17 protein-coding genes are annotated in these 13437 nt (G+C 53.9%); 8 read left to right on the forward strand and 9 right to left on the reverse strand.

Features of this window, described 5'->3' with window-relative positions:
• The 6 genes from ABWP81_RS11000 to ABWP81_RS11025 all read left to right on the forward strand — a co-directional run.
• A partial coding sequence (locus ABWP81_RS11000) for an amidohydrolase family protein (RefSeq protein ID WP_353141749.1) occupies window positions 1-880 on the forward strand: 880 nt, incomplete at its 5' end.
• Between the two features lie 165 nt (window positions 881-1045).
• Window positions 1046-1303 (forward strand): translation initiation factor IF-1, encoded by a 258-nt coding sequence (gene infA / locus ABWP81_RS11005; protein ID WP_353141751.1) that lies wholly within the window; start codon window positions 1046-1048, stop codon window positions 1301-1303.
• Between the two features lie 26 nt (window positions 1304-1329).
• On the forward strand, window positions 1330-1950 hold the full coding sequence (locus ABWP81_RS11010) for an FMN-binding negative transcriptional regulator (RefSeq protein WP_353141753.1): 621 nt from the start codon (window positions 1330-1332) through the stop codon (window positions 1948-1950).
• Window positions 1947-2978 carry a tRNA adenosine(34) deaminase TadA gene (tadA, locus tag ABWP81_RS11015; RefSeq protein WP_353141755.1) on the forward strand — a complete coding sequence of 344 codons (1032 nt, stop codon included), beginning with the start codon at window positions 1947-1949 and terminating at the stop codon, window positions 2976-2978. The genes ABWP81_RS11010 and tadA overlap by 4 nt, the downstream gene beginning before the upstream one ends.
• 2 nt (window positions 2979-2980) lie before the next feature.
• Complete coding sequence (locus ABWP81_RS11020) at window positions 2981-3655, forward strand: class I SAM-dependent methyltransferase (RefSeq protein ID WP_353141757.1); 675 nt, start codon at window positions 2981-2983, stop codon at window positions 3653-3655.
• Window positions 3656-3714: 59 nt separating this feature from the next.
• Window positions 3715-4644, forward strand: a complete 930-nt coding sequence (locus tag ABWP81_RS11025) for an LD-carboxypeptidase (protein ID WP_353141759.1) — start codon at window positions 3715-3717, stop codon at window positions 4642-4644.
• A gap of 77 nt (window positions 4645-4721) precedes the next feature.
• On the opposite strand, the gene ABWP81_RS11030 is transcribed toward ABWP81_RS11025, so the two are convergent.
• From ABWP81_RS11030 to ABWP81_RS11060, 7 genes are all read right to left on the reverse strand, one after another.
• The gene (locus ABWP81_RS11030) at window positions 4722-5402 is read right to left on the reverse strand and encodes an ankyrin repeat domain-containing protein (RefSeq protein WP_353141761.1); all 681 of its coding nucleotides are present in this window, start codon (window positions 5400-5402) and stop codon (window positions 4722-4724) included.
• Window positions 5399-6193 (reverse strand): TatD family hydrolase, encoded by a 795-nt coding sequence (locus ABWP81_RS11035; protein WP_353141763.1) that lies wholly within the window; start codon window positions 6191-6193, stop codon window positions 5399-5401. Before ABWP81_RS11035 ends, ABWP81_RS11030 begins: the two co-directional genes overlap by 4 nt.
• A gap of 9 nt (window positions 6194-6202) precedes the next feature.
• Window positions 6203-7225, reverse strand: coding sequence for a DNA polymerase III delta subunit-related protein (locus tag ABWP81_RS11040; RefSeq protein ID WP_353141765.1), 1023 nt, complete (start codon window positions 7223-7225; stop codon window positions 6203-6205).
• A gap of 13 nt (window positions 7226-7238) precedes the next feature.
• A complete protein-coding gene (gene tmk / locus ABWP81_RS11045) occupies window positions 7239-7904 on the reverse strand; it encodes a dTMP kinase (RefSeq protein ID WP_353141766.1) in 666 nt (221 codons plus the stop codon).
• A 6-nt stretch (window positions 7905-7910) separates the two neighbouring features.
• A complete protein-coding gene (mltG, locus tag ABWP81_RS11050) occupies window positions 7911-8903 on the reverse strand; it encodes an endolytic transglycosylase MltG (protein ID WP_353141768.1) in 993 nt (330 codons plus the stop codon).
• Between the two features lie 105 nt (window positions 8904-9008).
• The gene (locus ABWP81_RS11055; RefSeq protein WP_353141770.1) at window positions 9009-9452 is read right to left on the reverse strand and encodes a hypothetical protein; all 444 of its coding nucleotides are present in this window, start codon (window positions 9450-9452) and stop codon (window positions 9009-9011) included.
• A gap of 28 nt (window positions 9453-9480) precedes the next feature.
• Window positions 9481-10194, reverse strand: a complete 714-nt coding sequence (locus ABWP81_RS11060) for a TerC family protein (RefSeq protein WP_353141772.1) — start codon at window positions 10192-10194, stop codon at window positions 9481-9483.
• Between the two features lie 276 nt (window positions 10195-10470).
• Here ABWP81_RS11060 and ygfZ point away from each other — a divergent pair, with 276 nt between their 5' ends.
• Entirely contained in the window at window positions 10471-11361 is an 891-nt protein-coding gene (ygfZ, locus tag ABWP81_RS11065) for a CAF17-like 4Fe-4S cluster assembly/insertion protein YgfZ (RefSeq protein ID WP_353141774.1), read from the forward strand.
• Here ygfZ and ABWP81_RS11070 read toward each other — a convergent pair.
• Complete coding sequence (locus tag ABWP81_RS11070; RefSeq protein WP_353135842.1) at window positions 11344-11796, reverse strand: GNAT family N-acetyltransferase; 453 nt, start codon at window positions 11794-11796, stop codon at window positions 11344-11346. The genes ygfZ and ABWP81_RS11070 overlap by 18 nt on opposite strands.
• 10 nt (window positions 11797-11806) lie before the next feature.
• Window positions 11807-12760 carry an alpha/beta hydrolase gene (locus ABWP81_RS11075; protein ID WP_353141776.1) on the reverse strand — a complete coding sequence of 318 codons (954 nt, stop codon included), beginning with the start codon at window positions 12758-12760 and terminating at the stop codon, window positions 11807-11809.
• A gap of 15 nt (window positions 12761-12775) precedes the next feature.
• Here ABWP81_RS11075 and ABWP81_RS11080 point away from each other — a divergent pair.
• Window positions 12776-13437, forward strand: a 662-nt coding sequence (locus tag ABWP81_RS11080) for an iron-containing alcohol dehydrogenase (protein WP_353141778.1), incomplete at its 3' end; no start/stop codon positions are given.

Raw genomic sequence — 13437 nt, forward strand, 5'->3', positions numbered from 1 at the left:
GACAATTGAACTAGCAAAAAATATTCCTATTGCGGATATTCACATGCACACCTATGTCCGTGGCGGACCTTCCAGTGCTGCATTTCTAGAACAAATGGACAAAAATAACGTCAGATGGGGCGGTGCTGTAGGTGACTACAGATCCGATGTGGCAGACAAATTAAAAGAACGCTACATACCTGCGGTTGGTCAAATTGAATTCATGGAGGTATTCTTTAGTCGTGGCGCTGCTGCACTGACAGACGAAGAAAATTGGAGTTTCAAACGTTTATATAAAAATGCAGAAGAAATGTTCGCCAATGGGACAGTCAAAGGATTTGGTGAGCTTCATACCGACAACCACTCTAGTGGACCCCCCAATATTCGGCGAACGATTCGGACAGACAATCCAGCAGTCAGAAGAATGTATGCCATTGCTAATAAATATAATGGATTTATTCAAATACATTCACAGCAAGATGATAATTTCACCACGGATATATTAAAGTTATCTGCTGATTTTCCAAATAGCACAACGATATTGTCTCATTGTCTACCAGTTTCTCAGCCAAAAGATCTTGCCAACTTATTTAGCCAGAGAAAAAATATTGTTTGCGAAATGTCAGCCACTGGCGCTGTTCATAATCAGATTCTTAATATAAATCGACCTGCCAGGGCTTTCGATGAAAATGGGCTACGGCCAGCATGGAAAAGTCTCATTGAAACGTACCCTGACCAATTCATGCTTGGTACAGACGCCTGCTGTGGGTGGTTTAACTTCTATAGCGACATGGTGAAAGAGTTGAGAAATAATTTACTCCCTTATCTTTCACCTGAATTGATGGAGAAGGTTGCATATAAAAATGCAGTCCGTATTTTTAAACTTAGAGAAGTAGAGTAACAAGCCGTTGCCCAACAGACGATAACTGATGTAAGTTGTGTCGAGCTGTCGAAATTGCAATTTTTAAACATGGCGGTCGGCTCGAACTCCAAACCCCCTACAATCAAGGGTTGTTTGCAAATGCCCGATTCGGGCTTAAATTTTTACAAAGAGAACACTGAGTACATGGCAAAAGAAGAAATGATCGAAATGAAGGGTGTCGTACACGAAGTCTTGCCCGACTCTCGCTACCGCGTCACCCTAGAAAACGGTCACTCACTGATCGCATACACCGCAGGCAAAATGCGCCTGCACCGCATTCGAATCATCGAAGGCGACAAAGTTACGGTGGAACTGTCACCCTACGACATGAACAAAGCCCGTGTGACGTTCCGTCACATTGAAGGCAAGGGCCCAGGCCCAGCGGCCAAGCGTCGTTTTTAAACTGACCCGCCCAGTGGTGTTCTGGCGTGTACCTTCCTCCGCAGTTCAAAGCCAAAGATGAGGCCCATGCGCTCGCTCTTATGCGGGCGCATCCATTTGCAAGCCTGATCAGTGTGGACGACGAAGGGTTGCCAGTTGTCACGCACATCCCCTTACATTTGACGCATCGCGATGGCCAGCAAGTGCTGCAAGGCCACTGCGCCAAAGCCAACCCACATTGGCGTTATCTGCAAGCACGGCCGCAAGCATTGGTGACCTTTATGGGCCCGCAGGCCTATATGTCGCCCAAGGTGTACCCCGACCTCACGCGAGTTCCCACTTGGAACTGTTTGTCAGTGCATGCCAAGGTCGAAGCTTCGTTGGTAGAAGAGCCAGCAGCCAAAGATCGCTTGCTCAAGCAACTCATTGGCAACCACGAGCCGCCTTATGCAGCGCAGTGGCGTGGTTTGCCTGAGGACTACCAAAGCAAAATGCTCAGCGCCATCGTGGCGTTTGAGCTGCGCATCACCGAGTTGCAATGTGCCATCAAGCTCAACCAGCACCGCCCAGAAGCGCACATGGCCATGCACGCTGCTTATGCGCAAGGCACTAAGGATGAACAAGCTTTGGCCGAATGGATGGTCAAGCTCGGCATGGTTAAGCCATGATGCCGGTCCATTCACCCGAAGATATTGGCTTTATGCAATTGGCACTGCGCCAAGCACAGGCAGCTGCCAACGCTGGCGAAGTGCCGGTGGGTGCTGTGGTGGTCAGGGCAGGGCAGGTCATTGCCTCTGGCCACAACGCACCGCTGGCCAGCCATGACCCCACGGCTCATGCAGAAGTCAATGCCATTCGCGCCGCTTCAAAGGCACTGAGCAACTACCGCCTGGACGACTGCACCTTGTATGTGACGCTAGAGCCTTGCGCCATGTGCAGCGGCGCTGCGCTTCATGCGCGATTCAAGCGCGTGGTTTTTGGTGCGAGCGAGCCCAAAACGGGCGCGGCTGGCTCGGTGATCAACCTGTTTGCACACGAAGAAATCAACCACCAAACCAGTCTCACGGGCGGTGTTTTGGCGGAAGAGTGTGCGCGAGTGATGCAAGATTTTTTTGAGCAACGTCGTGCGCAGCAGCAGCTGAATAAAGTGCCTTTGCGTGAAGACGCTTTGCGCACGGCTGATGCTGCATTTGCGGGCTTAGATGTGCCTCTTGCGTTATCTCATTTCACGGCTGATTTACCCGCTTTAGAAGGTTTGCGTTTGCATTGGTTTGACAACCGCACCGGCAACATACAAGTCCAAGCTGCGCCGCAGGTGTATTTGCATGGCTTGGACGGCTGGAGCGTTCAATATTTGTCGCAGCTGCAATCGGCAGAGCCCGTGATCGCTTTTGATTTGCCTGGGTTTGGGTTGTCTGACAAACCCAAAAAAATCGCAACACATCGCTTGGCTTTGCATACACAAGTGCTGCGTGAGTTTTTGGCCCGTGTGCAGCCCGCGCCATTGGCCTTGCATGCACCGCGAGTCATGGCCCCTTTGCTGGCTGATTTGCAATTGCCCATTCATTGGATTGAAGCAACCGCGCTGACTGTCGCGATGCGCGATGCGCCTTACCCAGATGTTGGCCATTTGGCGGGCCCGCGTGCCTTGAGCACCTTGTTGGTGGCACCCACGCCGCCGCCTGAACGAAGTTAAATATGCCTAACGCCACACCACCTATCGGTTACGAAGTGAAGTTTCAGAGGGTCGGTGTAGGAGGCGGGGCAGATTTGCAAATTCGCTCGTTGCTAGACAAGCAGCAGTTTTTTGACCCACTGGGTTTGGCGCTGGCGGCGGGTATTTCGTCTGCCACTTGGCCCTTGTTTGGTTTGCTTTGGCCCTCGGCGCAAAAGCTGGCTGACCTCATGCAAACATGGGTGCTCAAAGACAAGCGCATTTTAGAAGTTGGCTGTGGTTTGGGGTTGGCAAGCCTGGTGGTGCATCGACGTGAAGGCAACATCATTGCTAGCGATTGCCACCCGCTGACTGAAACTTTTTTAAAAGCCAATGTGCTGCTCAATGGTTTGCCACCGCTGCACTACGAAACAGGCAACTGGGGCAGGGTGAACAAGGGGCTGGGCGCATTTGATTTGCTGATCGCCAGCGACGTGCTTTACGAGCGCAGCCACCCGGCGCAGCTGTCTGGCTTTATACAAGAACACGCAGCAGAGGGCGCCGAGGTGTTGATCATCGACCCCAACCGTGGCAACCGCAGCGCATTTCACAAAGACATGGACAACATGGGGTTTGGCGTGACAGAGCTGCTGATGAACGAGCCTTTGCAAGACTTGAGCGCTTATCGCGGGCGTTTGTTGCATTACAAACGTCGCTGAGTTTTACGCGTCATTTCGGGTGTCAAACATGGCACAAATTTGCCGCGACAATGTAGACCATGGCTCACATTTACATCTATTCACCCAGCGGCGCGGTGCGCGATAAAGCGGCTTTCAAACGTGGCGTAGCGCGCTTGAAAATACTCGGTCACGAGGTTGAGTTAGACGCTGACGCACTTAGCACGCACACCCGTTTTGCAGGGGATGACGCTACCCGCCTTGCCGCTATCCACCGAGCAGCTGACAGCGGGGCAAATGTGGCGCTGATTTCACGTGGCGGCTATGGCCTGACGCGTATCTTGCCCGGCATCAAATACAAGCAAGTGGCCAAAGCCATTGCCAAGGGCACGCAGTTTGTGGGCTTGAGCGACTTCACGGCTTTTCAAAACGCCTTGTTGGCTAAAACTGGCGCGGTCTCATGGGCAGGTCCAGCATTGGGCGAAGACTTTGGGGCAGAACAGCCCGACGACATCATGGAAGCCTGTTTTGACGACATGGTCAGTGGGCAGGGTGAGGGCGCAGGTTGGCAATTGTCCAAAGCCTGCGCCTTTGCCAACGACAAGCACCGCCCTGGAGTTTGGGCGCACGATGCAGTGCTGTGGGGCGGCAACTTGGCTGTGTTGGTTTCGTTACTCGGCACACCCTATTTTCCGCAAATCAAAAATGGCGTGTTGTTTTTAGAGGATGTGGGTGAACATCCTTACCGCGTTGAGCGCATGCTCACGCAATTGCTGCATGCAGGAGTTTTGGCCCAACAAAAAGCCATTGTGTTTGGTCAGTTCAGTAACTACAAACTCACACCGCACGACAAAGGCTTTAAATTGCAAAGCGTGGTCGACTGGTTGCGGTCCCAAATCAAAGCGCCGGTCCTAACTGATTTACCGTTTGGTCATGTGGCTACCAAGTTGTGTTTGCCGGTCGGTCAAAAGATAGATTTATTGGTGGAAGAACGCGATGCGTTGCTGCTTTGGGCGCATACCGATCATTGATTTGAAGCTTTCTTAGTTTCATACGATGTATATTATGTAAAGTAAAGAAATTAATGAAAGCAGCAGATAAATAAGACCTACTTGACCGGGCTCTCCTGCTTGATCGGGTTCTGAAGAAACCAAGACTCTGTAAAAACACGGATGTACATCGCGCTTTGTTGATGGTCTTTTGACAAGGCCATATCCAATGCAGAGGCGTTGCCGCTGTTGACCAAGACAGGATCAGCCCCCTCTTCCAGTAACAGCTTCACAGCGAGTGGCGATGCGTAATAGGCCGCCATCATCAACGGCGTGGTGCCATTGGCTGATTCGCTGTCGATGTAAGCCTCGTTTTCAAGCAAAAGGCGCATCATCTCGCGGTGGCCGCGGGTGGCGGCGTAATGCAAGGGAGTCCAGCCTGACTTATTGACATCTGCGCCACGCCCAATCAACACTTTGGCTAACTCTAGGTGATTGTTGATCGCGGCCAACATGAGCGGTGTCTCACCCAAGGTATTTTGTGCATTGACGCGAGTCTGTGGATGCTTGGCTAAAACCAAGGCCGACTTGGGTGACTCGGATTGAATGGCCACCAAGAGACCTGGCACACCCTTTTCATTCGGGGTGTTGGGGTCAAAGCCACGCGCTAAAAGCTTTTCAACGATTTGAGGGCGGTCAAAGTGAAGTGCTGAAAAAAAATCATCATAAGAGCCTGCATTGGATAAAGAATATCCAATAAAAACATATAGATAAAGAAAATACTTAAAGTACTTTGTCATTTTAAAACGGCACTGAAAAGTTGGTCAAAATTGCGGCTGGTGGCTTCGGCTACAGCCTCAACCGTGATGCCTTTGATATCTGCAATTTGTTTTGCCACAAACGGAACATACGATGGATTGTTGGTCTTACCACGGTGCGGCATGGGTGCCAAATAAGGGCTGTCGGTCTCAATCAAAAGACGATCCATAGGAATAAATTGGGCGACATCACGCAAGTCTTGTGCATTCTTGAAGGTCAAGATGCCTGAAAACGAGATGTATAGGCCTAGGTCCAAACCCGCACGGGCCACTTCAGCGGTTTCAGTGAAGCAGTGAAACACGCCGCCTGCACTGCCCGCTGAGCCGTTTTCGCCCTGCTCTTTCAAAATCGCCACGGTGTCAGCTGACGAGCTGCGGGTGTGGATGACCAAAGGCAGCCGGGTTTGCTGCGCGGCTTGAATGTGGATGCGAAAGCGGTTGCGTTGCCATTCCATGTCGGCAACGGTACGTTCGCCTAAGCGGTAGTAGTCGAGGCCAGTTTCGCCAATGCCCACCACTTTGGGCAGTTTGGCGCGGGTCAGCAGGTCGTCGAGCGTGGGTTCTTGCACGCCTTCGTTATCGGGGTGCACGCCCACGGTGGCCCAAAAGTTGTCGAACTGCGTGGCCAACCCGTGAACTTCAGGAAATCGCTCCAGCGTGGTGCTGATGACCAACGCGCGCGTGACTTGGGCTTTGGCCATGTCTTCACGGATGGTCTGAATGTTTTCAGCCAGTTCGGGAAAGTTCAGGTGGCAATGGGAATCGGTAAACATAGGTATCTTTTAGTCTTTGACACGCAAAGCCGTTTGGGCCCGCGCTACCAAGGCCTCAAACATCAAGCCTGCGTTGTAAGGGTGCTCTGAGGTGCGGGCGGCATCCATCAGGTCTTTGGACCATTGTGTAAGAGAGCCCACGGTACCAGCAGACGGCAAATCTGCCACCATAAAGAACCGTGGCTCGGCACCAGAGCGCAAAGCCAGCAAGTCATGACAAAGCTTTTGCAGCATGGCGATAGCCTGAGTTGGCGTTGCATCAGACACCGCGCCCACATCGCCACGCAACACGGCTTTGGGCAGAGCGGCCCAGTGCGAGGCTTTGAGGCCGGAATTGGCGAGATCTAGGGCATCTTCAGGACGGCCTCCAGCGGCGCGCAGCAAAACGGCTGCATCCGTTGCGGGTACATCTTGGGATTGCAGCCAGCTCAAAGCCTCGGCCTCGGTAGGCCAAACCATGGTGTGGGTTTGGCAGCGGCTGCGGATAGTGGGCAACAACTGGTGCGCGGCTTCGCTGGCAAGCACAAAGCGGCATTCGCCTGGCGGTTCTTCTAGGGTTTTGAGGATGGTGTTGGCCGTTACGTGGTTCATGCGTTCGGCGGGGTACACAAACACCACTTTGGTCGAGCCGCCCGAGCGGGTTTGTTGGCTGAAAGCCACCATATCGCGAGCAGCTTCGACGCGAATTTCTTTGCTGGGCTTGCGCTTTTTGTCGTCGAGTTCTTTTTGGGTTTTCTCGTCTAAGGGCCATTTCAGTTCTAAGGCCAAAGCTTCGGGCATGAGTGTGCGCAGGTCGGCATGGGTGCGCACATCCACAGCGTGACAACTGCGGCACTGGTAGCAAGCGCCCTGGTGGGTTGGCGCTTCGCAAAGCCAAGCACGGGCCAGTTCTAGACCAAGCGTGTATTGACCCAAGCCCGAGGGGCCTTGAAGCAGCCAAGCGTGACCTCGTCGCTCTAGCAAAGTGGTGAGCTGGCCTTGCAGCCAAGGGCTCAACACGGGCCGTACGTGTGAAGTGGTGGTTTCGGTCATAAGTTGCTAGACCTCAATTCACGCTTAACCAGCCACGCTGCACAAAATGGTGGTGTAGTTGCTGCCACACGGCTTCACGGGTTTGGGCGGCATCTAGGCGCACAAAGCGTTGTGCATCGGCTTGTGCGCGCGCAGCATAACCGTCAGACACTTTTTGAAAGAACGCCACCGGCTGCGCCTCAAAACGGTCGGGCACGCGGGCACCGGCTAGGCGAACAGACGCAATGGCTGGGTCAAGCTCAAACCAGACGGTCACATCGGGTTGTCGTAAGCCATTGGCAGAAGGGCTGGCTGCGTCAGATGGAATCGCCTGAACCCAGTTTTCTAGTTGTTGCAGCACGCCCAAATCAAACCCACGGCCGCTGCCTTGATAGGCAAAGGTGGCATCGGTGAAGCGGTCGCACAACACTACATCCCCACGCGCCAAGGCGGGCTCAATCACGTTGTGCAGGTGGTCGCGGCGGGCGGCAAAGATCAGCAAAGCTTCGGTCAGCGCGTCCATCGCGTCGTGCAGCACCATCTCACGCAGCTTCTCGGCCAAAGGCGTGCCGCCGGGCTCGCGGGTCAGCGTGACTTGGCGGCCCTGAGCTTTGAAAGCAGCGGCCAAGCCTTCGATGTGCGTGGATTTCCCCGCGCCGTCAATGCCCTCAAAACTGATGAACAGACCTGTAATTTTCATAGCCTGCTATTTTGCCTGTTGGCGCTGATAGCGGTTGACCGCTGCATTGTGTTCATCCAGCGTCGCGCTGAAGTAGCTTGTGCCATCGCCCTTGGCCACAAAGTACAGCGCATTGCTAGATGCTGGCTGCACGGCTGCCTTGAGCGCGTTACGCCCAGGCATGGCAATGGGTGTGGGGGGCAGGCCTTTACGGGTGTATGTGTTCCACGGGTGGTCAGTGCGCAGGTCAGCGCGGCGAAGGTTGCCGTCGAAGCTGTCAAACATGCCGTAAATCACCGTGGGGTCGGTTTGCAACGGCATGTCGATGGCCAAGCGGTTGTGAAATACCTTGCTGATGGTGGTGCGGTCGCTTTCGCGGCCGGTTTCTTTCTCGATGATGCTGGCCAAAATAAGAGCTTCATCGATGGTTTTGATTTGAATGTCAGGTTGGCGCTGCCCCCAAGCCGCGGCCAGTTGTTTGGTCATGGCATTGGCTGCGCGCTGCATCACATGCAGCTCAGAAGCGCCTTTGCCGAAAGTGTATGAGTCGGGGAAAAAGCGGCCTTCGGGAGCTACGCCCGGCATGCCCAACTGGGCCATGAGTGCTTCATCACTCAAGTCTTGGGTGTCATGCTTGAGGCCTTCGGTTTTCGCCAACGCTGCGCGGAATTGGCGGAACGTCCAGCCATCAATCAGACTAATGGCTTTGAGGCTTTCTTCGCCACGGCTGAGTTTGCGCAGCAAGTCCAATGCAGATTCGCCTTTTGTGATTTCATAGCTCCCCGCACGCAGCGCACGGGATTGGCCACTGAGCTTGAAAAATAAAAACAAAAGCTGGGGGTCAACCTCGATGCCCGCTTGCACAGAAGCTTTGGCAATGCTTCGCACCGAGGTTTGCGGATCTATGGACAGGTCTACCGTCTGGCGGTTCATGGGTAATGGTCGATACACCCAAAAAGCAGAGGCAACTAAAAAGAAAAATACCAACGCAATGAATAACCAAATGAATCGCTTGAGCACAACACTGCATCCTTAGTCAGTTGCGCTCCAAGGGCTTGGATCGCCCTAAAATTATATCGATCGGGCCACAGAACCCCAGTTGCTTGGGGCTCTGGGAAGGCTCAATCAGTCAACCACCAAGGTTGCAGCGGTTCCAAAGGCAATGGCTCCCACAGGAACAATCCAAGAGTTGACTTCCATTTTTTGCTGCTCCACCACCGGAGATAAGTTTTCAAATGCGTGGGTTTTACGGGCATCTACAACTCGCGAATTCGCAAACTCCGACTTCAAGGCCTTGGTCACCTCAATCAAAGGGGCTTGAGCAACACGCGTCACCACGCTGTTGCCGCGTTCTTTGAGGAGTTGCACGATGTCCTTGAGGTTTAAATCGGTCCATTCGGTTTTGTACTTTTTCAGCGCACGTTGTGTCAGCCACTTGCTCGAGTGACGGTGGAAACGCGGCGGACATCCCACCAGCACCCATTGGGCGGGCTGGCTGTCCTCCAACAAGGGGATAACTTGGTTCATTGCATGCGCTGTGTCGTTGACGAAGATGACGTAGGTTTCCATGATGATCTCCTTAAGTTGTGGACTAGCGTTAAACCATTTCTAAATTTTCTGAGGCGCTTTGCGCCTGTTGGCGTTTTTTACGTAACCAGCTGTAGGAAAGTATGGCAACCACAAAAACAACGTGCACCCCCCACCAAATGGCTTGTTGATGCCACAACTTGGTGCTGAAAAACTCTTTGAACAAGGATTCGTTCACCACCATCTGCGCTGAGGTAAACGCCAGCACTGCGCCGCCCAAGGGAATGATGATGGGCCAACGTGCCACCAACTTGAGCACCAATTGACTGCCAAACATCACAATGGGAATGCTGATCATCAAACCCAGCGCAACCAACTCAAAAGAACCACTGGCGGCACCTGCAACGCCAAGAACGTTGTCTATACCCATGAGTGCGTCTGCCACCACAATGGTTTTCATGGCGCCCCAAAATGTCACTGCACCCACGTCGTCGTGTTCTTCATCGCCATCACTGTTAATCAAATTGAAAGCGATCCAAAGCAAACCCAAGCCACCCACCAGCATCAGGCCTGGTATTTGAAGCAGCCAAACCACGGCAAAAGTCATCAAAGATCGCACGCCAATCGCGCCGACAGTGCCCCAAAGGATGGCTTTTCTTTGTAAATTGGGTGGGAGTTTTCTGGCCGCTAGGGCGATGACAATGGCGTTATCGCCAGCCAAAACTAAGTCGATAAGAATGATGGCGAGCAAAGCCGACCACCAGGGGACTGAAAAGAGTTCCATAGCAAAACCTCAATAAATCGATCAATGCTCTTTGATTGACAAAGAGCCACGGATCGAAGGTCTTGCTTAGCTTGTAATGAATCAGTTATATGCCCAACCAGCCGGAAGCGTTAGCTTCGTATTGACGACTGGTTGATCGATACGTGTGGCCAAAGCCAAATTCTGAACACGTAACGATTGAGCTACTCCCCAACGATGCCATGAGTTTAGGGGTAAAAATGCTTTACCGAAATGCCCCTAATTTAATTGGGGGTAATGGGTCAGGATAATAGCCTCATGAATCCACACCTTTCAGCGATCCACTTGCAGGGTATTGCCCCCCTGCCCCACCTTGGCATCATTCGCGCTGCGGGCGCAGACGCCGCCAGCTTCTTGCACAACCAACTCACCAACGACGTGCTGTTGATGAAAAACGGTCAGTGCCGCTTAGCCGCCTTTTGCAATGCCAAGGGCCGCATGCAAGCGAGCTTTGTGGTGTTCAAACGTTCAGCCGAAGAAGTGCTGCTGATTTGTCGCAAAGACCTGATGGCAATAACCATCAAGCGCTTGTCCATGTTTGTGATGCGCGCCAAAGCTAAATTGAGTGATGCCACCGATGAGTTTCATCTGTTGGGCTTGGCGGGCGATGTTGTTCACGCAGCGGGCGATGCGGCTGTGCTGAACCTCTACCCCGCTTTGGGCCAACCTCGCGCCTTATGGGTTGCGTCAAAAGATGTAGCTCACCCCCAAGGCCTAACACTCAGCGCCGATTTATGGCAAGTGGGCGAAGTGATGAGCGGCATTGCGTGGGTCGAGTTGGCCACCTTCGAGGCCTTTGTGCCCCAAATGCTCAACTACGAATCGGTGGAAGGTGTGGACTTCAAAAAAGGCTGCTACCCCGGGCAAGAGATCGTGGCCCGCAGTCAGTTCCGTGGCACCTTGAAGCGTCGCGCGTTCATTGTTGAAGGCACAGTCGCGATGACAGCGGGTCAAGAGGTGTTTTCGAGCTTAGATGCCACACAGCCTTGCGGCCTCGTGGCGCAGGCGGCCAATGTGGGTGATTGCCATGTGGCGGTGGTGGAGTTGCAAATTAACGCCACAGAAAACAGCAGTTTGCATTTAGGTACAGCAGCTGGTCCAGTCCTGAACCTGTTGCCGTTACCCTACGCGCTACGTAACGATATTTAGCGACTTCAGCATCAGCCGCATTTTCACATGCGCTATACCCACCTCATCAAACGGTTCACCCACTGCCACAAACCCATGTGCAACATAAAACTGCTCGGCCGTTCGTTGCGCACTGAGGTGCACTTCTCGGTGACCACGATGGCGGGCTTGTAGCAGCAAGGCTTGCAGCAAACGCGCACCGTAGCCGCGTCCTCGCGCCTCTTTCAACACGGCCATGCGCCCCACTTTAGCTACATTCGTTGAGGGCTGCAACAAGCGGGCATTTCCCAGTGGCTGTCCGTGTGTATCAAACAGCACAGCATGTAAGGCGGTGGCGTCATCGGCGTCCCACTCGTCTTCGGGGGCAATGCCTTGTTCTTCTACAAACACGGCGGTGCGCACCTTTTGCGCAGCAGGTTGCATCAAGGTCCAATGGCCTATTTCGATGAAGGTCATGGGCATCGCGTTACAAACCAAACGCATGCCGCAAAGCGCGTGCCGCATCCATCTGCGCCGTCAGCGCTTGGGGAATGACGCGTCCCATTTGGATAAAACTGTGCACCACGCCTTTGTATATCTCTAAGTCCACAGCCACACCGCTCAAGCGCAGGTGGTCGGCATAGGCCACACCGTCGTCTACCAGCGGGTCGCACTCTGCCAAGCCCAGCCAGGCAGGGGCAACATCCGACACGTCTGCCAACAAGGGTGAAAAACGCGGGTCGTGACGGTCTGCGGCGTTGGGCATGTAGTGGTTGTAAAAGTACTCAATGCTGTCTTTTTCAAGCAAGAAGCCTTTTTCAAACGTGTCGGCCGATGCCATGTGGACGGGCGAGCAGCCGGGATAGAACATTAGCTGCAGCTTGAGTTCAATACCTGCATCACGCGCGGCAATCGCCGTGGCCGCTGTCAGCGTGCCTCCTGCGCTGTCACCGCCAATGGCAACGCGCGTGGCGTCTAGCCCCAGGCTGGCAGCGTTGGCTTTCAACCATTGCAGCGCATCGAAGGCATCGTGGTGTGCCGTGGGAAAGGTGTGCGCGGGAGCAAGCCGATAGTCCAAAGACACGACCGCACAATGCGCCAAATGGGCCAAATGTTTGCACAGCGCTTCGTGGGTTTCGGGGCTGCCCACCGTAAAGCCGCCGCCATGAAAGTACAGTAACACAGGCAAGTTGGGCTTGGCGTGTTCGGCCCACAGCTTGGCGCGCAAGGTGGCTCCATCTCGGGCGGGAATGTGCAGCGTGTCGTCACGCACCATTTTTTGCGCGTTCACTTCTAGAACCCCAGCGCCCAAGGCAAAGGCTTGCTTGGCCTGCTCGGGCGTCAACAGCGCCAAGGGCGGGCGGCCTGTTTTGGCAATGGCATGCAGCACATCACGCATGGCAGGGGTTAGCAGGCTTTGCGGGTTGCGGGAGTGGCTCATGTTTTATAGTGTGCCATGGCTCAAATTATCTACCTCACTCACATCCAGATTGACTTTGGCGTGCTCGCCATGCTTGGCACGGAGTGCGACAAAGCCAACATCAAACGCCCGCTGATCGTGACCGACCCAGGTGTCAAAGCTGTTGGTATTTTGCAAAAAGCACTTGATGCGTTGCAGGGCCATCATGGCATTCAGCAGGTGGCAGTGTTTGACCAAACCCCATCCAACCCCACAGAAGCTGCCATTCGAGCCGCTGTGGATGTGTATCACGCTCAGCAATGCGACGGGCTGATCGCCTTGGGGGGCGGCTCATCCATCGACTGCGCCAAAGGCGTGGCCATTTTGGCAACTCATGAGGGTGCGCTCAAAACCTACGCCACCATTGAAGGCGGCTCGCCCAAAATCACGCCTGCCGTGTCGCCCATCATTGCCGTGCCCACCACCGCTGGCACGGGCAGCGAGGTGGCCCGTGGGGCTATTCTCATCGTGGACGATGGGCGCAAGCTGGGTTTTCACTCGTGGCATTTGATGCCCAAGGCAGCGCTGCTCGACCCCGAGCTCACCCTCGGTTTGCCCCCTGCCCTAACGGCTGCCACTGGCATGGATGCCATTGCGCACTGCATGGAAACCTTCATGGCTGCGCCTTTTAATCCGCCTGCTGACGGCATTGCAATTGA

It is taken from the genome of Limnohabitans sp. (genome assembly GCF_040401135.1).
GTDB lineage: Bacteria > Pseudomonadota > Gammaproteobacteria > Burkholderiales > Burkholderiaceae_C > Limnohabitans.

What these genes read in the sequence shown, in the direction of transcription:
- infA (WP_353141751.1), top strand. Translation starts at nt 1,046, where the DNA reads ATGGCAAAAGAAGAAATGATCGAAATGAAGGGTGTCGTACACGAAGTC.
- tadA (WP_353141755.1), top strand. Translation starts at nt 1,947, where the DNA reads ATGATGCCGGTCCATTCACCCGAAGATATTGGCTTTATGCAATTGGCA.
- ABWP81_RS11020 (WP_353141757.1), top strand. Translation starts at nt 2,981, where the DNA reads ATGCCTAACGCCACACCACCTATCGGTTACGAAGTGAAGTTTCAGAGG.
- ABWP81_RS11025 (WP_353141759.1), top strand. Translation starts at nt 3,715, where the DNA reads ATGGCTCACATTTACATCTATTCACCCAGCGGCGCGGTGCGCGATAAA.
- ABWP81_RS11030 (WP_353141761.1), bottom strand. Translation starts at nt 5,402, where the DNA reads ATGACAAAGTACTTTAAGTATTTTCTTTATCTATATGTTTTTATTGGA.
- ABWP81_RS11035 (WP_353141763.1), bottom strand. Translation starts at nt 6,193, where the DNA reads ATGTTTACCGATTCCCATTGCCACCTGAACTTTCCCGAACTGGCTGAA.
- ABWP81_RS11040 (WP_353141765.1), bottom strand. Translation starts at nt 7,225, where the DNA reads ATGACCGAAACCACCACTTCACACGTACGGCCCGTGTTGAGCCCTTGG.
- tmk (WP_353141766.1), bottom strand. Translation starts at nt 7,904, where the DNA reads ATGAAAATTACAGGTCTGTTCATCAGTTTTGAGGGCATTGACGGCGCG.
- ABWP81_RS11055 (WP_353141770.1), bottom strand. Translation starts at nt 9,452, where the DNA reads ATGGAAACCTACGTCATCTTCGTCAACGACACAGCGCATGCAATGAAC.
- ABWP81_RS11060 (WP_353141772.1), bottom strand. Translation starts at nt 10,194, where the DNA reads ATGGAACTCTTTTCAGTCCCCTGGTGGTCGGCTTTGCTCGCCATCATT.
- ygfZ (WP_353141774.1), top strand. Translation starts at nt 10,471, where the DNA reads ATGAATCCACACCTTTCAGCGATCCACTTGCAGGGTATTGCCCCCCTG.
- ABWP81_RS11070 (WP_353135842.1), bottom strand. Translation starts at nt 11,796, where the DNA reads ATGACCTTCATCGAAATAGGCCATTGGACCTTGATGCAACCTGCTGCG.
- ABWP81_RS11075 (WP_353141776.1), bottom strand. Translation starts at nt 12,760, where the DNA reads ATGAGCCACTCCCGCAACCCGCAAAGCCTGCTAACCCCTGCCATGCGT.